This window comes from Allorhizobium sp. Av2 (assembly GCF_021462805.2).
Classification (GTDB): Bacteria; Pseudomonadota; Alphaproteobacteria; order Rhizobiales; family Rhizobiaceae; genus Allorhizobium; species Allorhizobium vitis_G.
Genome location: NZ_CP192700.1, coordinates 145,402 through 164,430 on the forward strand (window position 1 = coordinate 145,402; position 19,029 = coordinate 164,430).

Annotated in this window: 14 protein-coding genes and 1 pseudogene; 7 read left to right on the forward strand and 8 right to left on the reverse strand. The window is 51.1% G+C overall.

Annotated features, from left to right (window positions below; translation table 11 throughout):
* Positions 1–86: 86 nt before the first annotated feature.
* A complete protein-coding gene (locus tag FS819_RS28020; RefSeq protein WP_156550901.1) occupies positions 87–1,343 on the reverse strand; it encodes a glycerophosphodiester phosphodiesterase family protein in 1,257 nt (418 codons plus the stop codon).
* Positions 1,344–1,947: 604 nt separating this feature from the next.
* On the opposite strand from FS819_RS28020, the gene FS819_RS28025 reads away from it, so the two are divergent.
* Positions 1,948–2,631 carry a RolB family protein gene (locus FS819_RS28025; RefSeq protein ID WP_081088918.1) on the forward strand — a complete coding sequence of 228 codons (684 nt, stop codon included), beginning with the start codon at positions 1,948–1,950 and terminating at the stop codon, positions 2,629–2,631.
* 484 nt (positions 2,632–3,115) lie between these two features.
* On the opposite strand, the gene FS819_RS28030 is transcribed toward FS819_RS28025, so the two are convergent.
* The gene (locus FS819_RS28030) at positions 3,116–3,622 is read right to left on the reverse strand and encodes an amidase family protein (protein WP_060716594.1); all 507 of its coding nucleotides are present in this window, start codon (positions 3,620–3,622) and stop codon (positions 3,116–3,118) included.
* A gap of 45 nt (positions 3,623–3,667) precedes the next feature.
* Here FS819_RS28030 and tnpA (FS819_RS28035) point away from each other — a divergent pair, with 45 nt between their 5' ends.
* From tnpA (FS819_RS28035) to tnpC (FS819_RS28045), 3 genes are all read left to right on the forward strand, one after another.
* A complete protein-coding gene (gene tnpA / locus FS819_RS28035; RefSeq protein ID WP_081088899.1) occupies positions 3,668–4,132 on the forward strand; it encodes an IS66-like element accessory protein TnpA in 465 nt (154 codons plus the stop codon).
* Positions 4,129–4,482: an IS66 family insertion sequence element accessory protein TnpB gene (tnpB, locus tag FS819_RS28040; RefSeq protein ID WP_060716442.1), complete on the forward strand. Its 354-nt coding sequence runs from the start codon at positions 4,129–4,131 to the stop codon at positions 4,480–4,482. The genes tnpA (FS819_RS28035) and tnpB (FS819_RS28040) overlap by 4 nt, the downstream gene beginning before the upstream one ends.
* A 64-nt stretch (positions 4,483–4,546) precedes the next feature.
* On the forward strand, positions 4,547–6,199 hold the full coding sequence (gene tnpC / locus FS819_RS28045) for an IS66 family transposase (RefSeq protein WP_060716441.1): 1,653 nt from the start codon (positions 4,547–4,549) through the stop codon (positions 6,197–6,199).
* Between the two features lie 97 nt (positions 6,200–6,296).
* Here the strand turns inward: tnpC (FS819_RS28045) and FS819_RS28050 are convergent.
* Positions 6,297–7,226: pseudogene (locus tag FS819_RS28050) on the reverse strand (amidase family protein); the annotation flags it as partial.
* A 59-nt stretch (positions 7,227–7,285) separates the two neighbouring features.
* Between FS819_RS28050 and FS819_RS28055 the strand changes: the two are divergent.
* From FS819_RS28055 to ipt, 3 genes are all read left to right on the forward strand, one after another.
* Positions 7,286–8,365 (forward strand): IS630-like element IS870 family transposase, encoded by a 1,080-nt coding sequence (locus tag FS819_RS28055; RefSeq protein ID WP_060718543.1) that lies wholly within the window; start codon positions 7,286–7,288, stop codon positions 8,363–8,365.
* Positions 8,366–8,798: 433 nt separating this feature from the next.
* The gene (locus tag FS819_RS28060) at positions 8,799–11,000 is read left to right on the forward strand and encodes an FAD-dependent oxidoreductase (RefSeq protein WP_234614349.1); all 2,202 of its coding nucleotides are present in this window, start codon (positions 8,799–8,801) and stop codon (positions 10,998–11,000) included.
* 699 nt (positions 11,001–11,699) lie between these two features.
* Positions 11,700–12,422 (forward strand): adenylate dimethylallyltransferase Ipt, encoded by a 723-nt coding sequence (gene ipt, locus FS819_RS28065; protein WP_032488312.1) that lies wholly within the window; start codon positions 11,700–11,702, stop codon positions 12,420–12,422.
* 677 nt (positions 12,423–13,099) lie between these two features.
* Here the strand turns inward: ipt and FS819_RS28070 are convergent.
* The 5 genes from FS819_RS28070 to tnpA (FS819_RS28090) form a co-directional block, all read right to left on the reverse strand.
* On the reverse strand, positions 13,100–13,723 hold the full coding sequence (locus FS819_RS28070) for a RolB family protein (RefSeq protein ID WP_032488313.1): 624 nt from the start codon (positions 13,721–13,723) through the stop codon (positions 13,100–13,102).
* A 931-nt stretch (positions 13,724–14,654) separates the two neighbouring features.
* Positions 14,655–15,731, reverse strand: a complete 1,077-nt coding sequence (gene ocs / locus FS819_RS28075) for a lysopine/octopine dehydrogenase (RefSeq protein ID WP_060718528.1) — start codon at positions 15,729–15,731, stop codon at positions 14,655–14,657.
* Positions 15,732–16,418: 687 nt separating this feature from the next.
* Positions 16,419–18,107: an IS66 family transposase gene (gene tnpC / locus FS819_RS28080; RefSeq protein ID WP_060718544.1), complete on the reverse strand. Its 1,689-nt coding sequence runs from the start codon at positions 18,105–18,107 to the stop codon at positions 16,419–16,421.
* Positions 18,108–18,169: 62 nt separating this feature from the next.
* Complete coding sequence (gene tnpB / locus FS819_RS28085) at positions 18,170–18,523, reverse strand: IS66 family insertion sequence element accessory protein TnpB (protein ID WP_010975401.1); 354 nt, start codon at positions 18,521–18,523, stop codon at positions 18,170–18,172.
* On the reverse strand, positions 18,520–18,972 hold the full coding sequence (gene tnpA, locus FS819_RS28090) for an IS66-like element accessory protein TnpA (RefSeq protein ID WP_060718545.1): 453 nt from the start codon (positions 18,970–18,972) through the stop codon (positions 18,520–18,522). Before tnpA (FS819_RS28090) ends, tnpB (FS819_RS28085) begins: the two co-directional genes overlap by 4 nt.
* Between the last annotated feature and the right edge of the window lie 57 nt (positions 18,973–19,029).

Sequence of the window (19,029 nt, forward strand, 5' to 3'; positions counted from 1 at the left end):
TACATTGGGAAAATAAACAGATACATTTCGAAAAAATACATTGATTTGCTAAACCTAATAAACAAATTATTCTGGTTTCGATATTTTTATTCCGACGTTCCTACATCGACATCCAGATGGGGGCTTAGATGAGAAACTTCACGATCGATGCCCTGATTTCGCCATTCCCAGATAGCCATTTCATCTTCAGATCGATCTGAGATTACCCAGTCCGCAATCGTTGCAGAATTTCCTGGTGTTCCTTTTCTCCAACGTATGTGTTTCCGCTCGTCTGTCTCATGAGGTCGAGCCCTGCCTGTGTTAATGTCGATTGAGAACTCAGCCCTCTCGCCGGAATTCAGTAAGGCCGCGAAGTCGTAGCATCTGGTGACCGCAGCGAACTTTAGGTGAGGGCGTTTAGCTTTGATCATTGTATCCTCCTTGACGTAGTGCGCGAGTCTCACTGCAGCTTGATCAGAGTCGAAAGCCAACAAGACATCTTTATCGACAACCCGATCCAACAAATTTCTGGACACTTCGGAGAAAACAACATGTACCGCCACAACCCGCATGTCCTGCATCAGCAAGGAATCAATCCAGGCTTTGCCTGCCAAATACAAATCATCGACTGTGGGTTCACTAACTTGACGCAGACGGGCTAATCGGCAAAGTTCTTCAGGAAAAAGAGCGGGCATCAAAGCGATTGATTTTCTCCAATCAGATGCGGGCTGGGCTGTTAAAACTGCGTCGACAAAGGCACCACCGTCCGGGTATTCAAATGTGTAGAAAAGTACAACAGCTCTTTGATGGTATACCGGTCGGTGGCTAAGCCAAGCCACAATCACGTGAGCCTCGTAGTTCCTGCCGTCTAGGAAAATGGTGGCATCTGGATTAGCCGAGAATACCTTCCCCAATATTTCGTCTAACAAAGGAATATGATCAATGGTTTCACGATACCTATCCTGTATTATCCCATTGGACACCTCTCGAATAATAACAGGCACATTATTGATGTCTGATGAGTGAATTTCATTGAAAAAGTTATCTCCCAGTTTTTCAGACACTCGCCAGGTATTAAGATCATGAGAAACCACAGGGATATTATCTGAAGTTAAACAGACGTCTAACTCGCTCAGATTACGTCCTCCTTGCCCCAGCGCGGCTAACAATGAGCTCGCGGTGCATTCTTGAATGCGGTTCCCTAAATTGAACATTCCTCTATGCTCAATGACCTGTAAGGGCAGGTTCTCCTCGAGCCGCTCTAGAAGCTTTGGGACAGAATGGCGTGCGAGAACCTCAGGGGGAGTGACGTTTTCTGGAAGATCCCAATGAAGCGTCCAAGCCGGCCAAGCGGTTCCTTCCATCTTGTGTGGCCTACGCTGACAAAGCACCTGCGCAAAAAAACGGGACGTCAGGACGCGTCTTGATGAGAAAACAACAAAGCATTCTTACATTCATAGCCATCTGCGAACTAAAGCGGATTGCCGGGAGCAAAATTTGAATTGTTGCGATCTCGAGCTAAAAGTGACAAGCAAAAAACTCGGTGCGACGTATAAAAATACCGGCAAGATATATATTTAAATGATGGATAAAGGCTGACAGTTTTAACTAATAATGTAGTGGGGCTCATTAACCTAGCTGGAATCACTGCCCGCCTAATCAGTCAGTGTCTTATTTTCGGTGTCAGTTTGTCCCCCACTATACGATTAGTTGCGCAAAATACTCAAACTGCAGGCCTCACATCGCGCCGTTGCCGGCGGTTTCACCGAAATGTGGGCCCTACTTTGAAAAATCGTCCACAACATAAATTTGATGAGCTAAAAAACGAAATGCTTCGGTGCGTCTCAATTGATTCAAACCGCAATCCCGTGATTGATGCTATCGGGTAGCCAATATTAAGGGTACTCAAGCACGTATAATAATCAACCTAGACTGATTGACATTCAAAAAAGAACACTCTTGTTCGATATGGATCACAGTCGGCCGATATTCAACGTTATCGACTGCTCGCATATACAAGACCGGCGTGAACTTGAAATCGTCCTACTTGCTACAAGGAGAGCTTATCTTAGGTTTGCACAACAGGATCTCATACCTGCTCAACGCTCCTGGATAGATTCTATCATTGATACCAATGTACCGATTGATCCAGCTATAGACGAAGTGGTCAAGCGCTTTCGCAGTGTTGCTTGCTTGCCAGCACCGGTAGGTATGTCCCTGAATATTGTACTCAATGATTCTCTAATGTACGTTTATTGTTCGTTTCAAGAAATGCGAAGGTATGCATGCGAGCGATTTTATGAGGGCTTTTCCGGCAAAGGCGTGGTCATCTCCACCGTTCCACCCTATTCCCAAGGAATAACAAAAGAAGCTATGAGGTGTTGGCAGAACGAGGTCTGTCACATTACAAACAATGAAAAAAATGATTTGGATGCTTATATTGCTTTCCTTCCGAATACTTCGCTTCAGAACACAAGTTTCTCGCACGTGAAGATCGGCGGCGATGCCTTCCTGGCGCCATCCCGGGCTGACCCTTTCTGTGTTGAAATAGTCGCGGTCGGCAAAGCTCTCTTTCAGGATAACGGCCTGAAAAAGGCACCCAAGGCGGGGTGGTCAATGGCTCTCACCTCCTTGTTGAAGCGCTTGGTCTAATACGCACATCTGTGCGAGCGGGAATGAAGCAAAAGTGTCCGATTGTAACGAAATGTATCGATCCTATGTAATGATAATAAAAGTATGTAGCCTGCATGCAGAGAATCAGTGTATTTTGAATATGTACTTTAATCGCCGATGTCGTATTGTTGTGTGTTTTATGAATAATAAACTATTCTCTATAGATATATCTGGTTAATATTTGGTCTTGAGCCGCAATCTAATCTTTGAGCCGTTCTGGCACTCAAAGCAAATTGTAGGTGCAGTCTATGGAGTTCTCTGATTTAATTTTACTTGGGAATCCTGACTGCTGAATTATAAAATAATTCATGTTCTAATCTGTGAAGACGCATTAACTATAAATTTTATATATCGATTTTTATTATATCAAGCAGATGTTTTGATTTTGGGAACGACAAAGACGAACTGAATATTCTATCAATTTCAAGAATAATTCTAAATGAAGCGCAGATTTGGAAAACAGCTAATTCAGAACATCGGGGAAAGAACGAAAATTTATCGCTTTTTCTAACGCTGCCCCGATTGCTAACAGACGGTGGTCTGAACCCGCTAATCCATCAATTTCCATTCCAACAGGCAAGCGATCAGGTGTAAGGCCGACAGGAAGGCTCAACCCAGGTAGGCCTGCGTTGCTGCTTGGATCCACGTTTCGCACGTAGATCTTGAAAGTGTTCACCATTGAGCCATTGTGGATGACTGAGGAATCCTGACCTATGGCTTTGGCCGCCAAGGGTGCAGTTGGGAAGAGGATTGCATCTAACCGATAGAGTCTGAAGTAGTTGCGATAAGCGGCTTGGAGCCTTGGCCTGAAGGATTGACGCGCCAGTTCATATTCAGCGTTGGAAATTTGATGTCCATCAATTTGTGCATTGACAATGTTCGCTACATCGGGACTACGAATTTCTTTGATAACGTCAGAAAAAGAGTATGCGCCGCCTCCATCCCATTGATTCCGCGTGTTTGTGAACATTGAGGTTTGTGCCAGAAGGTTTTCGGCAAGAGCTGGAGATTTGGCATGGCGGATGGTGAGGGATTTGTCGGGCGATGCGAAGTTGTCGAGCCTCGTCGTGGAAACCGGCGATGGCCCAATGATCTGAAGGCGCGGATTGTAGCGGAAAGCCTTCAGCCCGGTGCGCGGGTTGTTGATGTTGCGCTGACTTATGATCTTGCTGCGCATCAGCTTTCGGACTGGCGACGGCAGGCGCGTCAGGGTCTTCTGGCGTTGCCTGCCGAACTGATGCCATCCATGCCGGCCGTGCCTTGCGACAATAGCGGCTCACTCGAGCCAGCCTTTGTGCCCCTGGCGATTACGACGGAGCCGCAGGAGGCTGCCGATGTATCGCCAGTTCCGGAGCCGGTCGCGGCCCCTTCGGGGATCGTGACTATAGAAATAGATGCAGACCTCGTTGTGAGGGTTCCCGGCGACGTGCCGGTTGGTCGGGTTGCAGCCTTGGTGCGGGCGATGCGAGGGACTGTATGATCGTCGCGGGCCAACGATTACCGATCCTGATCGCGACGCGGCCGGTGGACTTTCGCTGTGGTCATCAGGCGCTGGCATTGATGGTGCAGACCGAGTTGAAGCTTGATCCGCATTCCGGGGTCACCGTGATCTTCCGGTCGAAGCGCGGGGATCGCCTAAAAATCCTGGTATGGGATGGCACCGGAATGGTGCTGATCTACAAGGTTCTGGAGCAGGGCAATTTTGCCTGGCCGAAGGTGCAGGATGGAACGATGCGTCTTTCTCGGGCTCAATACGAAGCCTTGTTCGAAGGTCTCGACTGGCGACGAGTTATGGCGCAGCGGGTAACGGCGCCGAGTGCGGCAGGATGACTCACCGGCTTGATTTTAGCATTGTTTTATTGGGCTTTTCTGCTTCGGTTTGCTATGAAGACATATGTCGCAGCCGATCGATCTCAGCCAGTTCCCGGACCTTCCTGTCGAGGTATTGAACGCCTTTGCGGCGGTGCAGTTCGAGCTGTCGGTTGAGCGCGCGGCCCGTCAGCATGAGCAGGCGGTGGTGGCCGAAAAGGACGCCTTCATCACCGCGCTGAAGGAATTGATCGAGAAGCTGGAGAGCCAGGTTCAGGACTATCGCCGCACGAAGTTCGGGCCAAAATCGGAAAAGCTCGATCCGGCGCAGATGGAACTGGCACTGGAAGATCTGGAGACCGCGATTGCCGAAACGCAGGCGCAGATCGCCTTCGTCGAGGAAAAGATCGCGGCCAGCGGACCCGATCCCGAAAAGGCCGCCCCTCGCAAAGCGCGCAAGGCACGCGCGCTGCCCCAGAGCCTACCGCGCGTCGAACAAGTGATCGAGCCCGATAGCATTGCCTGTCCCTGTGGTTGCGGCAACATGGTCCGGATCGGCGAAGACCGGACGGAACGGCTCGATCAAATTCCTGCGCGCTATCAGGTGATCGTGACAATTCGCCCGAAATACGCTTGCCCGAAGGGCCGCACGGGCGTGGTGCAGGCGAAGGCGCCGGCGCATTTGCTGGAAGGTAGCTGGCCGACCGAAGCCCTATTGGCGCAGATTGCCGTGTCCAAACATTCCGAACATATGCCGCTGAACCGGCAGGCGGCTGTCATGGCCCGACACGGAGTGCCGATCGACCGCACGGTCCTGGCGGATTGGATGGGGCGGACGGGCGCTGCGATCGCGCCGGTGGTAGACCATATGGCCAAACGCCTGATGTCGGAAAGCACGCGACTGTATGTCGACGAGACTACGGCCCCGGTGTTGGATCCGGGGCGCGGCAAGACGAAAACCGGTTATCTCTGGGCTATTCTGCGCGACGACCGCGGCTGGAACGGATCTGCGCCGCCGGGCGTGGTGTTCCATTATCGGCCCGGACGTAACGGCGAATATGCCGCAGAAATCCTCGATGGCTTCAACGGCACGATCCAGGTCGATGCCTATGGCGGCTACTCCCACCTCGCCACGCCAAAACGCACGGGCGGCGATCCGTTGAGTCTGGCCTTCTGCTGGGCACACGGCCGCAGAAAGCTGATCAAGGCCAAGCCAAAGAAGGGCTCGCCCATCGTTGACGAGGCGCTGTTGCGTATCGCCGCTCTCTACAAGATCGAAGACAGCATCCGAGGTTGTGATCCTGAACATCGCCGGGCTGTCCGCCAGAACCTGTCCCGCCCTCTGGTGGACGAGTTCTTCACATGGCTGACAGCTCAGGCCGCGCGCGTCTCGCGCAAGTCCGACCTCGGCAAGGCCATGGCTTATATGCTCAAACGTCAGGACGGCTTCCGGCTGTTCCTGGACGACGGCCGCGTCGACATCGACTCCAACCTCGTCGAAAACGCGATCCGTAGCCCGGCCATGAACCGCCGCAATGCTCTCTTTGCCGGCCATGATGAAGGCGGCCGTAATTGGGCCCGTTTCGCCAGCCTGATTGGCACATGCAAGATGAACGGTGTTGAACCATACGCCTACCTGCGCGATCTCTTCATCAGTCTCGCAAATGGCCACCTCGCCAAAGACATCGACGCCCTCATGCCCTGGGCCTATGCGCAACGGATCAGCGCCTCACAATGAGCTCGTCCGGGACTCCCCGACGTGCTCATAGGACCATCTCCAAGCGCTAGACCCGACCTTTGCAACAGGGAAATCAATGGGACGGAGACGCCGCATACGAAAAAGAAACTGTTCCCACAAAATCGTCGAGATACTGTTTTAGGGCGTGCGGAAATTCATAAAGCGCAATTGGCAAACTTGCACCGCTGTTCAGATCCTCTAGGTGGGGGATATCGGCTTCAACAAACGTTACGCCTCTGTTGGCCAGCAAGCGAATCGTCGTTTCAGCCGCGAAGGCCACATCAGCATCAAGGTCATCGTAAAAGTAGGTAGTGGGGAGGCCGATCCGAAGCCCCTTCAGCGGTATGGGTAGAATTCTCGCCGGTCTTCCGGAAATAACCTGGTCGAGGATTACAACATCGGCTACGCACTGCGCTATGATTCCGGCGGTGTCCCGGGTGGGGCTGACCGGTATTATCCGATCTCTTGGATATCGACCAAGCGTCGGTCGAAATCCTACTACGCCACACAGGGCTGCGGGTAGGCGAACAGATGCCCCGGTATCGGTGCCTATGCCGCCTAACATCAATCGGCTTGCCACCGCAGCAGCCACACCACCGCTTGAGCCTCCTGGTATCAGACTTGGATTCCACGGGTTCCGCACCGCCCCGGTGGCATAGTTGTTGCTCGTAATTCCGAACGATAACTCATGCATGTTTCCCGAGGCACCCGGCAGTGCTCCAGCTGAAAAAAGTCTTTCTGCGATGCGGGATGGTATCTTTGGCAAGTGGTTTATCAGCGCTGGCGTAGCAGCGCTTGTAGGAAATATGCCGGTCGCGATGTTCGCCTTGAAGCAGAGCGGAATGCCGCGAAGACCTACCCCGGCGTTTCCATGGCGATCAATTTTTTTGGCCCTCCGCCGCAAGCCACCCCAGTCTGTTGCCAGAAGGGCATTCAATGCTTTTGCAGCTTCACAACGCGCGATTAGAGTTTCTACTAGTTCTAAGCATGAGTAGTCTTTCCGTCTTAGGCGTTCTAGTGGTTTGATCGAGACAAAAGAGTCCGATTTTGGATTCCAATTTCTGCATGAATATGCGACGGTCCTGCATGCGCACAGGTGTCACATTTGAGGTTTCCGCTGCCGACCGGGTTCGGCTGAACGCAATCGTTTCGGCAGGCAGCTCGCCGCAAAAGCATGTGTGGCGGGCGAAGATCATCTTGATGACCGACGAGGGGCTGGGAACGGTCGCGATCATGGAGGCGACGGCTAAGTCGAAGACCTGCGTCTGGCGATGGCAGGAGCGCTTCATGACGGAAGGCGTAGACGGCCTTTTGCGCGACAAGAGCCGGCCGCCCGGCACTGCGCCGCTTGAGGTTGACCTTGTCGACCGGGTTGTTGCTCTGACGCAGGAGCCGCCCACGCAGGAAGCCACTCACTGGACGGTTCGCGCGATGGCAAAGGCTGTGGGGATTGCGGCGTCCTCAGTCGTCAAGATCTGGCATGAGCATGGTCTCGCACCCCATCGGTGGCGCAGCTTTAAACTATCGAACGACAAGGCTTTCGCCGAGAAGCTTCACGATGTGGTCGGTCTCTACGTCTCGCCGCCTGCCCATGCGATTGTGCTTTCCGTCGATGAGAAAAGTCAGATCCAGGCGCTGGATAGGACGCAGCCGGGTCTTCCCATGAAGAAAGGGCGCGCCGGCACAATGACCCATGATTACAAGCGCCACGGCACCACCACACTTTTCGCTGCCCTGAATGTTCTCGACGGCTCCGTCATCGGCCGCAACATGCAGCGCCACCGGCATCAGGAGTTTATCCGCTTTCTCAACACGATTGAGGCTCAGTTGCCGAAGGATAAGGCGGTTCACGTCATCCTGGACAACTACGCCACACACAAACAGCCCAAAGTCCGGGCCTGGTTGGCACGGCATCCACGCTGGACCTTCCACTTCGTTCCGACATCATGTTCCTGGTTGAACGCCGTCGAGGGGTTCTTCGCAAAGCTCACCCGTCGACGGCTGAAGAACGGTGTCTTTCATTCGGTCGTTGATCTTCAGGCAGCCATCAACCGCTTTATCAAAGAGCACAACGAAGAGCCGAAGCCGTTCATCTGGAAAGCAGACCCTGACGACATCATCGCAGCCGTCAAGCGTGGGCACCAAGTGTTGGAATCAAACCACTAGGGTTTGTGCTAACGAGGTAATGGGCACCATCTTTCTGGATTGGGGATTTTAAGCCCATTTCAGATCAAATAAATATACCGCGCTTGGGCCCAAATTGCGCGATTATTGGAGGGAATTTCCCAATCACGGCGTATGATCCGAATTATTGGAGGTATTAAGGGCACTTTTTCAAACGGAAACAGTATTGTATCAATCAATATTCAACCTGATTGAGCGGCGAGGTGGACCCGCGTGAATATTCTATTGAAAAACGCCAAAATTGTCGCTTTCCATTGGGATGTCAATGCACAGTATTCCCCGATTCTCAACTTAAATAGAAACGGTTGATGTCTTTAGTTATCTACACAAAGACCAATCTTCCCTAGCAATGTCAGCCTCATCTCTTCTTGATAAACAATGCGATCATTTCTCTACCAAAATTGTGGATCTGATAATGGTCGACAAGGCTGATGAGTTGGACCGCCGCGTTGCCGCAGCCTTCTCAGAACGAGAAGCTTCGAGGGAAAGAAGAATTAGTCAAATTTCCGGCGAGTGCAACGCTGGGTTAGCTTGCAAAAGGCTGGCCGACGGTCGCTTTCCGGAGATATCAGCCGGTCAGAGGGTCGCAGTCCTCTCCGCTTACATCTATGTTGGCGAGGAAATTCTGAGGTGGATACTCGAACCAGAAGCTTCGGTGCGAACAAGAGTGAGTGGTCTCGTTGCCATCGACCTTGCACCATCTTGCATGGATATTTCCAGAGCTCAACTTCTCCAAACCATGAATTTGCTGAGTGGTAAAAGATGTGCACCCAGCGACCTTAGTCATTTCGTGGCCATTTCAATCTCTGAGACTGCCCGCTCCCGAACCCTGCAAATGGCGCCGTACGAAGAAGGCTCGTTGAAAAGCGTTACCGGGTTTACCGTAATCATTGAAGAGGCAGTACCATTTGACATGGTAGCTTATGGTCGAAACCTGATGCTGAAAGCCTCGGCAGGGTCCTTTCCAACGATCGACTTGCTCTATGACTACAGATTGTTTCTCGACAAATGTTCCGATAGTGGGCGGATCGGCTTCTTTCCGGAAGATGTTCCCAGGCCAAAAGTAGCGGTCATTGGGGCTGGCATTTCCGGGCTCGTGGTGGCAAGCGAACTGCTTCATGCTGGCGTAGACGATGTTACAATATATGAAGCAGGTGATCGGGTTGGAGGTAAGCTTTGGTCACATGCCTTCAAGGACGCTCCGGGCGTCGTGGCCGAAATGGGGGCGATGCGATTTCCTCCTGCTGCATCGTGCTTGTTTTTCTTCCTCGAGCGATACGGTCTGTCTTCGATGAGGCCGTTCCCAAATCCCGGCACAGTCGACACTGACTTGGTCTACGAGGGTTGCCGATACATGTGGAAAGCCGGGCAGCAGCCACCGAAGTTGTTCCATCGCGTTTACAGCGGGTGGCATGCGTTCTTGAAGGACGGTTTCCTTGAGGGAGATATTGTGTTGGCGTCGCCTGATGCTATCACTGAGGCCTTGAAATCAGGGGACATTAGGCGGGCTCATGACTCCTGGCAAATTTGGCTGAACCGTTTCGGGAGGGAGTCGTTCTCCTCAGCGATAGAGAGGATCTTTCTGGGCACGCATCCTCCTGGTGGAGAAACATGGAGTTTCCCTCATGATTGGGACCTATTCAAGCTAATGGGAATAGGATCTGGCGGGTTTGGTCCAGTTTTTGAAAGCGGGTTTACTGAGATCCTTCGCTTGGTCATAAACGGATATGAAGAAAATCAGCGGATGTGCTCTGAAGGAATCTCAGAACTTCCACGTCGAATAGCCTCTCAAGTGGTTAACGGTGTGTCTGTAAGCCAGCGTATACGCCATGTTCAAGTCAGGGCGATCGAGAAGGAAAAGACAAAAATAAAGATAAGGCTTAAGAGCGGGATATCAGAACTTTATGATAAAGTGGTGGTTACATCTGGACTCGCAAATATCCAACTCAGGCATTGTCTGACATGCGATACCACCATTTTTCGTGCACCAGTGAACCAAGCGGTTGATAACAGCCACATGACAGGCTCTTCAAAACTCTTCCTGCTGACTGAACGAAAATTTTGGTTTGACCATATGCTCCCGTCCTGTGTCCTCATGGACGGGTTCGCAAAAGCAGTCTATTGCCTGGACTATGAGCCGCAGGATCCGAACGGTAAAGGTCTGGTGCTCATCAGTTATACATGGGAGGACGACTCCCACAAGCTATTGGCGGTCCCCGACAAAAAAGAGAGATTATGTCTGCTGCGTGACGCAATTTCAAAATCTTTCCCGGTGTTTGCCCAGCATCTAGTTCCCGCCTGCGCTGATTACGACCAAAATGTTGTTCAACATGATTGGCTTACAGACGAGAATGCCGGCGGAGCTTTCAAACTTAACCGACGCGGCGAAGATTTTTATTCTGAAGAACTTTTCTTTCAAGCGCTGGACACGACTAATGATACTGGAGTTTACTTGGCGGGTTGCAGTTGTTCCTTCACCGGTGGATGGGTGGAGGGCGCTATTCAGACCGCGTGTAACGCCGTCTGCGCAATTATCCACAATTGTGGAGGCATTTTAGCGAAGGACAATCCTCTTAAACACCCTTGGAAGAGATATAACTACCGCAATAGAAATTAATCTAAGGGTCATGTTGCAAGTATTGGGCGTTCTATAGATTGCATATTTACACTATATCGACGTTTTAGTAACGATGATGATGTATGCTTGTTATTGTATCTGTCTCTTATTATTTTGAGATATGGTGTGATATAATAATATATAATTAAAAGATTAACTATCTATATCATTTGTTGAAATAACCTCAGTAGGTAAAACATATAATAAATTTAATTTTTCCACTACGACAATGATTGAAGTAAGTAAATAATAGAGGCCGTTCTTAAGTCATAATTATATTATGTGCCCACTATCGGGGATATATTGAGGTCAAACATGAAATCGTCACCCTTATTTTGGCGTCTCACCTAATCAACTATTAAAAACGATTTTACTTTCTCACCAGTAATGATGATAATCAGCGCAGAAAAGTGGCAGTAAACCGCGGAAAAACGTCCCCCCAAGTGGCATGAATAGTTGCCTCTTAGTGCTGAGTTAGTCAGGCTTATCTTGACTTGAATGCGCCTTCGTTGGTGAAAATTGTTTTCAAGGAGACAGCCATGGCCCACACTTTGTTGAAAAACAAGTTGCCCCTTGGGGAGACGCTAAAGCCACTTGCTCTACAATAAGTAACCCGGAGGAAGACAATATAACAGGCTCTGGTAATAAACTTTCTCTAATCCAATAAATCAATTTGTATTCACAATATCGCAAACAATTATGGATCTGCGTCTAATTTTCGGTCCAACTTGCACAGGAAAGACGTCGACGGCGATAGCTCTTGCCCAGCAGACTGGGCTTCCAGTCCTTTCGCTCGATCGGGTCCAATGCTGTCCTCAGCTGTCAACCGGAAGCGGACGACCAACAGTGGAAGAACTGAAAGGAACGACCCGTCTGTACCTTGATGATCGGCCCCTGGTGAAGGGTATCATCGCAGCCGAGCAAGCTCATGAGAGGCTGATCGCGGAGGTGTATAATTATGAGGCCCACGGCGGACTTATTCTTGAGGGAGGATCTATCTCGTTGCTCAAGTGCATGGCGCAAAGCGGTTATTGGAGCGCCGATTTTCGTTGGCATATTATTCGCCACAAGTTAGCAGACGAGGAGACCTTCATGAAAGCGGCCAAGGCCAGAGTTAAGCAGATGTTGTGCCCCGCTATAGGCCCATCTCTTATTCAAGAGTTGGTTTATCTTTGGAATGAGCCTCGGCTGAGGCCCATACTGAAAGAGATCGATGGATATCGATATGCCATGTTGTTTGCTAGCCAGAATCGGATCACGCCCGATATGCTATTGCAGCTTGACGCAGATATGGAGGGTAAGTTGATTCATGGGATCGCTCAGGAGTATCTCATCCATGCGCGTCGGCAGGAACACGAATTCCCGCCGGTGAGCGCGGCAGCTTTCGAAGGATTTGAAGGCCCACCATTCGGAGCGTACTAGTTTACACCAGCCTTGCGTCACACTTGTCTTCATTTGAATAAGATGTTCTCAATCGTTATTAAGTTTATCCTGTTGTGGTAGGGGGGCGTGTTTGAGATAATTCATCGTGTCTTTATATTTTACGCTTCGCTAATTGCCCTTTACTGTCTGTGGTAGCTGCTCTTGATGACGTGGAGTCAGATAGTTCTGTGTAGTTTTAAGGTGTCGTGTTTCGAAATCTATGTAATTTTAGTTGTGCGATACAAGATGTTCTTGTAAAATTCATTATTATTTCAGCAAATATCTGTTAAAACTTTTAAATTTAGTATTAATTTCTAAATTATTGGTTTGGCACTTGAAACTCTCATAATATATTCAATTTTAGCTGGTAAGCGTAGATATATACCTCTTTCTTGTTCAAGATTAATATCGTTAAGTTGTTTATCAAAACAATGCAGCGTAGAATCGATTGGTGCGGTTTGAAATAGAATGCCGTGTAGCTTGCTCCTAATCTAGCTTCGAGCACTGTGAGCAACACCCATGTTGGGTGATGGCGTTTGCCGAAAAAGTTCTCTAATTTTAGACGAGAAGGAATTTTTTTATTTCGTTACTAGATGATATTGGAAACGTGAAAATAACAAAGATCCATGGGCCGCTCTCATAGATTATCCGACTTTACTAGCTGCTGCCGACGCGAACTATGCCGAAAGACGGCTTGACCCTAGGGCAACGATTGGATAATTGACAAGGTCTCCGAACTGGTAATCTCTTATTTCGGCTCCACCAGCTTCGCCTTCATCGCCAATCTCATTGTCGTCATCTTCTCCTTCCTCGGTGTAATTTCCGCGCCGGGCATAGAATCCGTAGCTTGCACCGTTGATCTCGTCGGTTCCAAACCGAACAAAGCAGTTGCTCAGCATGATCGCTAAAAAGAACTCATTCGTACGCGAGCCATGATAGTAGTTGACGATCCCACCTTGATCGCACCGCTCCTGAAGAGTGAGATTCAGCGTTTGTGTATCCATCAACCATGGCGGTATTGCAGTTACCACTGTTCCAAAGTTGGAGGAGTTGGACGGTAGGAGCCGATTTAAGGCGCATTGGCGAGCAGTTTGTTCACTAAGGTAAACATAAACCAGCCCTTGACCAGTGAGGATGTACTCATCATCACCCTCCTCAGGCGTAGCCCCCGGAGGGTGGAAGTAAACAATTTCGGCCAGTAAAGCGCCGAAATCGGTTCGCGCCTGTTCCAAGCGGCCCTGGAGCTCGCCGGCGTTCAGGATGCGTGTGAAATCTCGAACCTGCCAATTGGCTACCGTCATCTTAAGAGAGTGATAGCTTTGTATTTACTTCAAAATATCTGCCGCAGATAGGCCTGAGCCATTTGTTTTATACTGGAGAAAAGGAAGCCCATGACGTCATTGGTGACCATTTGATGCCATGTGAATACACAGCGGATTTGACAGCATTAATTAGTGTGTTTGAATTTTCAGCTGAGCCACGACACGCTGTCGCAAAAGTCCCTCTAGGCCCGCCTAACTATTTGTCGTCACTTGTCAAGCTTTGACCTGCACCACATTTGTGGGCCCGCACCGAAAAACTGCTGCATAATTCTCGGGGCAGCAAATCGGTTACCCCGCCATCGCGCTGGACCGGGTTGAATGTTGCCCGTAACTTTCGATAGAGCGAACGGCCAATGTTGCTCAACTTCAGGGGTATCTCACCCATGCGCGCCGGCGGGGAACTGGAGTTCCCTTCAGTGAGCGTGGTTGGTTCGCTGTTCGGTGTGTGGTAGATACTAGCCCCCTGGGGCACTTTTTGACATTTGAATAAGATTTTTGTAATCAGTCTCTTAGGTTTGACCTGTTCTGCTGGTTTATAAGCTTGGATTTTGTAAGAATAAAACGTAATGGTTTGTTATTGTAGCGCCATACATAAATATTCGTTATTAACATATTAAAACCCATATATTTATTTGATGTTAATATTGTATATATAATTATTAATATCTAATCAATAAATTGACCAAAGATTATCTGTTAATAAAAATACGATTGATGAACATTATACTTAATTTGCGTAAAAGGTACGGGGTGAATTATACATTAGCATGAACCGAAACAAGCGGTAAGGATCTGAGCTACACTAAATACATGCTCAGGTTTATTCAAACGTACACAACAGAAGTGAAAGCATAGATCGTGCGCTCATAGGCGTCTCGCATATTACATTAAAGCAGCTCGGAGTTTTGATTCAAACCCCGTTGAGAGCCCTGACGATGGCATTCGCGTTTGCGCCTCCTAGGTTGAGGGACGATAGCCCCCTACCAGTGCGAAGAAGGTTCTCGTTCAGCACGTCGCTTGCCTCCTGCACTACAGATTTCATTTCTGGAACTTGCACACCGATCGCTTCAGCTATCTCAACCCAGAGCACCAGAATGTGCTTCACATCCTCAGTAAGGTAGCGATGGTTCATGGTCTTGGGAGTTTCGATTTCAGCATAGCCTTCGTAGGTCTCATAGAATTCTCTTGCGTTGCAGGCATGCCCACCATACCATTTTTTGGAATATGAGAAATCCGTCTCGGACTCGAGTCCAAGCGCATCAACAATCGAAAGACGTTCCTCGTCTATTGCGATAACACGCGTGATGGCTTGTGGGACAAACTGCCGGTAGAATTTTGGGACCGGCAATATCCCTTGCTCGATGGAATCTCTTGCAGCTAGAATTCCAGCAGGATGAGCAACAGGGTTGGTATTTGAAAAAAATATCGACGCGGGATGTTGATACCACTGAGGCGGATTTGGAAAGAGAACCTCGAAGCGCCCCTTAACCTCCTCGCTCAAAGGCTGAGTTGTCGCAACTTCGAACGTTGCCTTCACACCGAGCATTAGCACACGTGCCTTGACACGGCGGCATGCATAAGGAGACGTTGTTGATTCGATGACTGCGATCGGCGCGAAAGTTGGAACTAGAGTTTGCTTGCAAGCCAGAGACGTTGCGCTACCGGGCAAGGCCACGAGCACTGAGTTGCTCAGATTGAACTTCGCCAACTCGCGCAGAATCCCTTGCTGGCCTAGGGTTGGAACCGTAAGAAAAATGAACGCCGCGCCCGAAATCGCGGTTCCAAGATCATCCTCCAATCGCGGCTGGAAGTCGCCTCCGTAGTCCGGCCCTACTAGCTCCAAGGAGCCAAGGCACCTCACATCATTGAAGCTGCTCCTGTTAGAGATTGGCGCCCAGATCGAGGGTGTCTGGCCGAGCCTCCGGGCGAGATCACCTGCAAGAGTGAGAGCTAAGTTCCCGGCACCCAAAATTGCCACTTTAGCCATTTGGTAGATTCTAAATTGAACCGTTTGGTGATCATCACTTAGCCCGCACCTTTAAATAGATTAATGAATGGACAAGTATTGACTTACGACAATCCCATGACTTCTCTGCCCATCATCGATGTGGATGGGTTGTCGAAATTTGGAAAAACGATCCATGAAAGCGACGTTGGATGTTTATATCTGCAAATTGCCTTTTCTTGTGGACCATATACGTAAGCGCTTACGTTTTTGGTGGACCTTTGAGCATACAGTCAGGTGTAGGCGTGTAGGTCTCAATACGGATCATTAATTTCCACCTCAACGTACTATGGGTGCGTCGCACCCGAGAGTGATATGGTTCGGCTGAGGGCGAATTAGGCTCGTAGACCTCAATTGCGAAGGCTTAAGTTTCATGGCATTACGGACTATTTTTTGATGTTTTGGTGCTGGCTGACAGGATATATACCGTTGTAATTCGGGTTTGTGTGAATAAATCGCTGTGTATGTTTGTTTGATTGTTTCTGTGAGTTTTGTAGAAGCGATTCCAAGTGTGACGTGCCACTGAACTTTCATCCGCATCCCCCACGCTCGAATGGATTGTCGATAAATTGTATGCGGCGTCCACGCCCCATTGATTTTTCAGTTGCAGCGGCTTGATAGTTTTGCCTGGGGGCCGGATGTGAGCTCACCGATGAGTATCTGACGAGCTCATTGTGAGGCCTTGATGCGGGTGGCATAGGCCCAAGGCATCAGGGCATCGATGTCTTTCACGAGGTGGCCGTTTGCGAGGCGGGTGAAGAGGTCGCAAAGATAGGCGTAAGGTTCAACGCCGTTCATTTTGCAAGTGCCGATAAGACTGGCAAACCGAGCCCAATTGCGGCCCCCTTCATCGTGCCCCGCAAAGAGCGCATTGCGGCGGTTCATGGCCGGGCGGCGGATCGCGTTTTCCACCAGGTTGGAGTCGATATCGACATGGCCATCGTCCAGGAACAGCCGGAATCCGTCCTGTCGCGTCAGCATATAGGCCAGGGCTTTTCCGAGGTCAGATTTGCGTGAGACGCGCGCGGCCTGGGCTGCCAGCCAGGTGAAGAACTCCTCCACCAGCGGGAGGGACAGGTCCTGTCGAACTGCCCGGCGATGTTCGGGGTCTGAGCCTCGGATACTGTCTTCGATCTTGTAGAGCGCGGCGATCCGCACCAACGCCTCGTCGACGATGGGCGATCCGCTCTTTGGCGTGGCCTTGATCAGCTTTCTGCGCCCGTGTGCCCAACAGAAAGCCAACTTCAGCGGAGCGCCGCCGATACGATCGGACGTAGCGAGATGAGAGTAACCGCCGTAGGCATCCACTTGGATTGTGCCGTTGAACCCGTCAAGGATCTCAGCGGCATATTCTCCTTTACGCCCGGGCCGATAATGGAACACCACACCTGACGGAGCAGAACCATTCCAGCCGCGGTCGTCACGCAGCACGGCCCAGAGATAGCCGGTCTTTGTCTTGCCTCGCCCAGGATCCAGCACCGGGGCGGTCGTTTCGTCGACATAGAGGCGCGTGCTTTCCCACAGCAGCCGTTTGGCCATGTGGTCGACCACCGGTGCGATTTCGCTACCCGTGCGCCCCATCCAATCGGCCAGCACCGTGCGGTCGATTGGCACGCCGTGTCGCGCCATGACCTCGGCCTGACGGTTGAGGGGCATGTGTTCGGAATGCTTGGAGACGGCAATCTCCGCCAGAAGGGCCTCCGTCGGCCAGCTCCCTTCCAGAAGATGCGCCGGCGCTCTGGCCTGGACGACGCCGGTTCGACCCTTGGGGCATGCGTATTTCGGGCGGATCGTGACGATCACCTCGTAGCGCGCCGGGATCCGGTCGAGCCGTTCCGTCCGGTCCTCGCCGATCCGGACCATGTTGCCGCAACCGCAGGGACAAACGATGCTATCGGGCTCGATCACGCGCTCGACCCGCGGCAGGTGTTCGGGCAGTGCACGGGCCTTGCGCTCCTTGCGAGAAACGGCCTTGTCCGGATCGCCAACCTCTCCAGAATTGCCAGCCTTTTCGGGATCATCTGCGCTGGCTTCGATCTTCTTCTCGACGGCGGCGATCCGCGCCTGTGTTTCGGCAATCGCCGTTTCAAGGTCTTCCAGTGCCAGTTCCATCTGCGCCGGATCGAGCTTTTCCGATTTTGGCCCGAACTTCGTGCGCCTGTAGTCGTGAACCTGCCCCTCAAGCTTCTCGATCAGTTCCTTCAGCTCAGTGATGAACGCGTCCTTTTCGGCAACGACCGCCTGCTCATGCTGGCGTGCCGCACGCTCGACCGACAGTTCGAACTGCATCGCCGCAAAGGCTTTGACTACCTCTGGCGGAAGGTCCGGAAACAGGCTGAGATCAATAGGTTGCGACATGCCGCTTTATAGCAAAGCAGCTCAAAAAATCCAAATAAAACAATAGAAAGACGGCCGAACAATCATCCTGCCGCCGACGGCGCGGTCACCCGTTGCGCCATCACCCGCCGCCAGTCAAGACCTTCGAACAAAGCCTCATATTGACCCCTGGAAAGACGCATCGTCCCATCCTGAACCTTGGGCCAGGCAAAGCTTCCATGTTCAAGAATTTTGTAAGTTAGCACCATTCCTGTGCCATCCCACACCAGGATCTTCAGACGATCCCCGCGCTTCGACCGGAAGATCACCGTCACCCCGGAATGCGGGTCCAGCTTCAACTCGGTCTGCACCATCAAAGCCAGCGCCTGATGCCCACAGCGGAAGTCAACCGGACGGGTTGCGATCAGGATCGGCAGTCGTTGGCCCGCGACGATCATGACGCTCCTCGCACAGCGTGAACCAGAGCGGCGACCCGTTCAACGGGCACATTATTAGGAACCCGCATCACAACGTCTGAGCCAATCTCCAACGTCAAAACCTGCACACTCGGCCCGTCGGAGGCCAGCTTCGGCAGCGGCAAACGATTGACAGGCTCAGGCGGCTCCGCAGCGATTGCCAGAGGAACAAATGACGGCTCGACACCATCGTGCTCCGACGGCGTCGTTGCCGCCGCAAACGGCAGCACCAGAATGCCGTCACGCACTTGACGTCGCCAATCGGAAAGCTGGTTTGCTATAACGCCGTGACGGCGCGCGACATCCACAACACGAACACCAGGCTCAAAGCTTTCCGCCACGATCCGCGCCTTCACATCATCCGGCCAACGCCGGTTACCGCGGCGCGGCTCGACAACTTCGTAGCGACCAACAAATCCATCATCTGCCATGCAAATCTCCAGATAAAACTGGAAACCTTCTCGCATACGCAGCAAGCCTCAAAATAC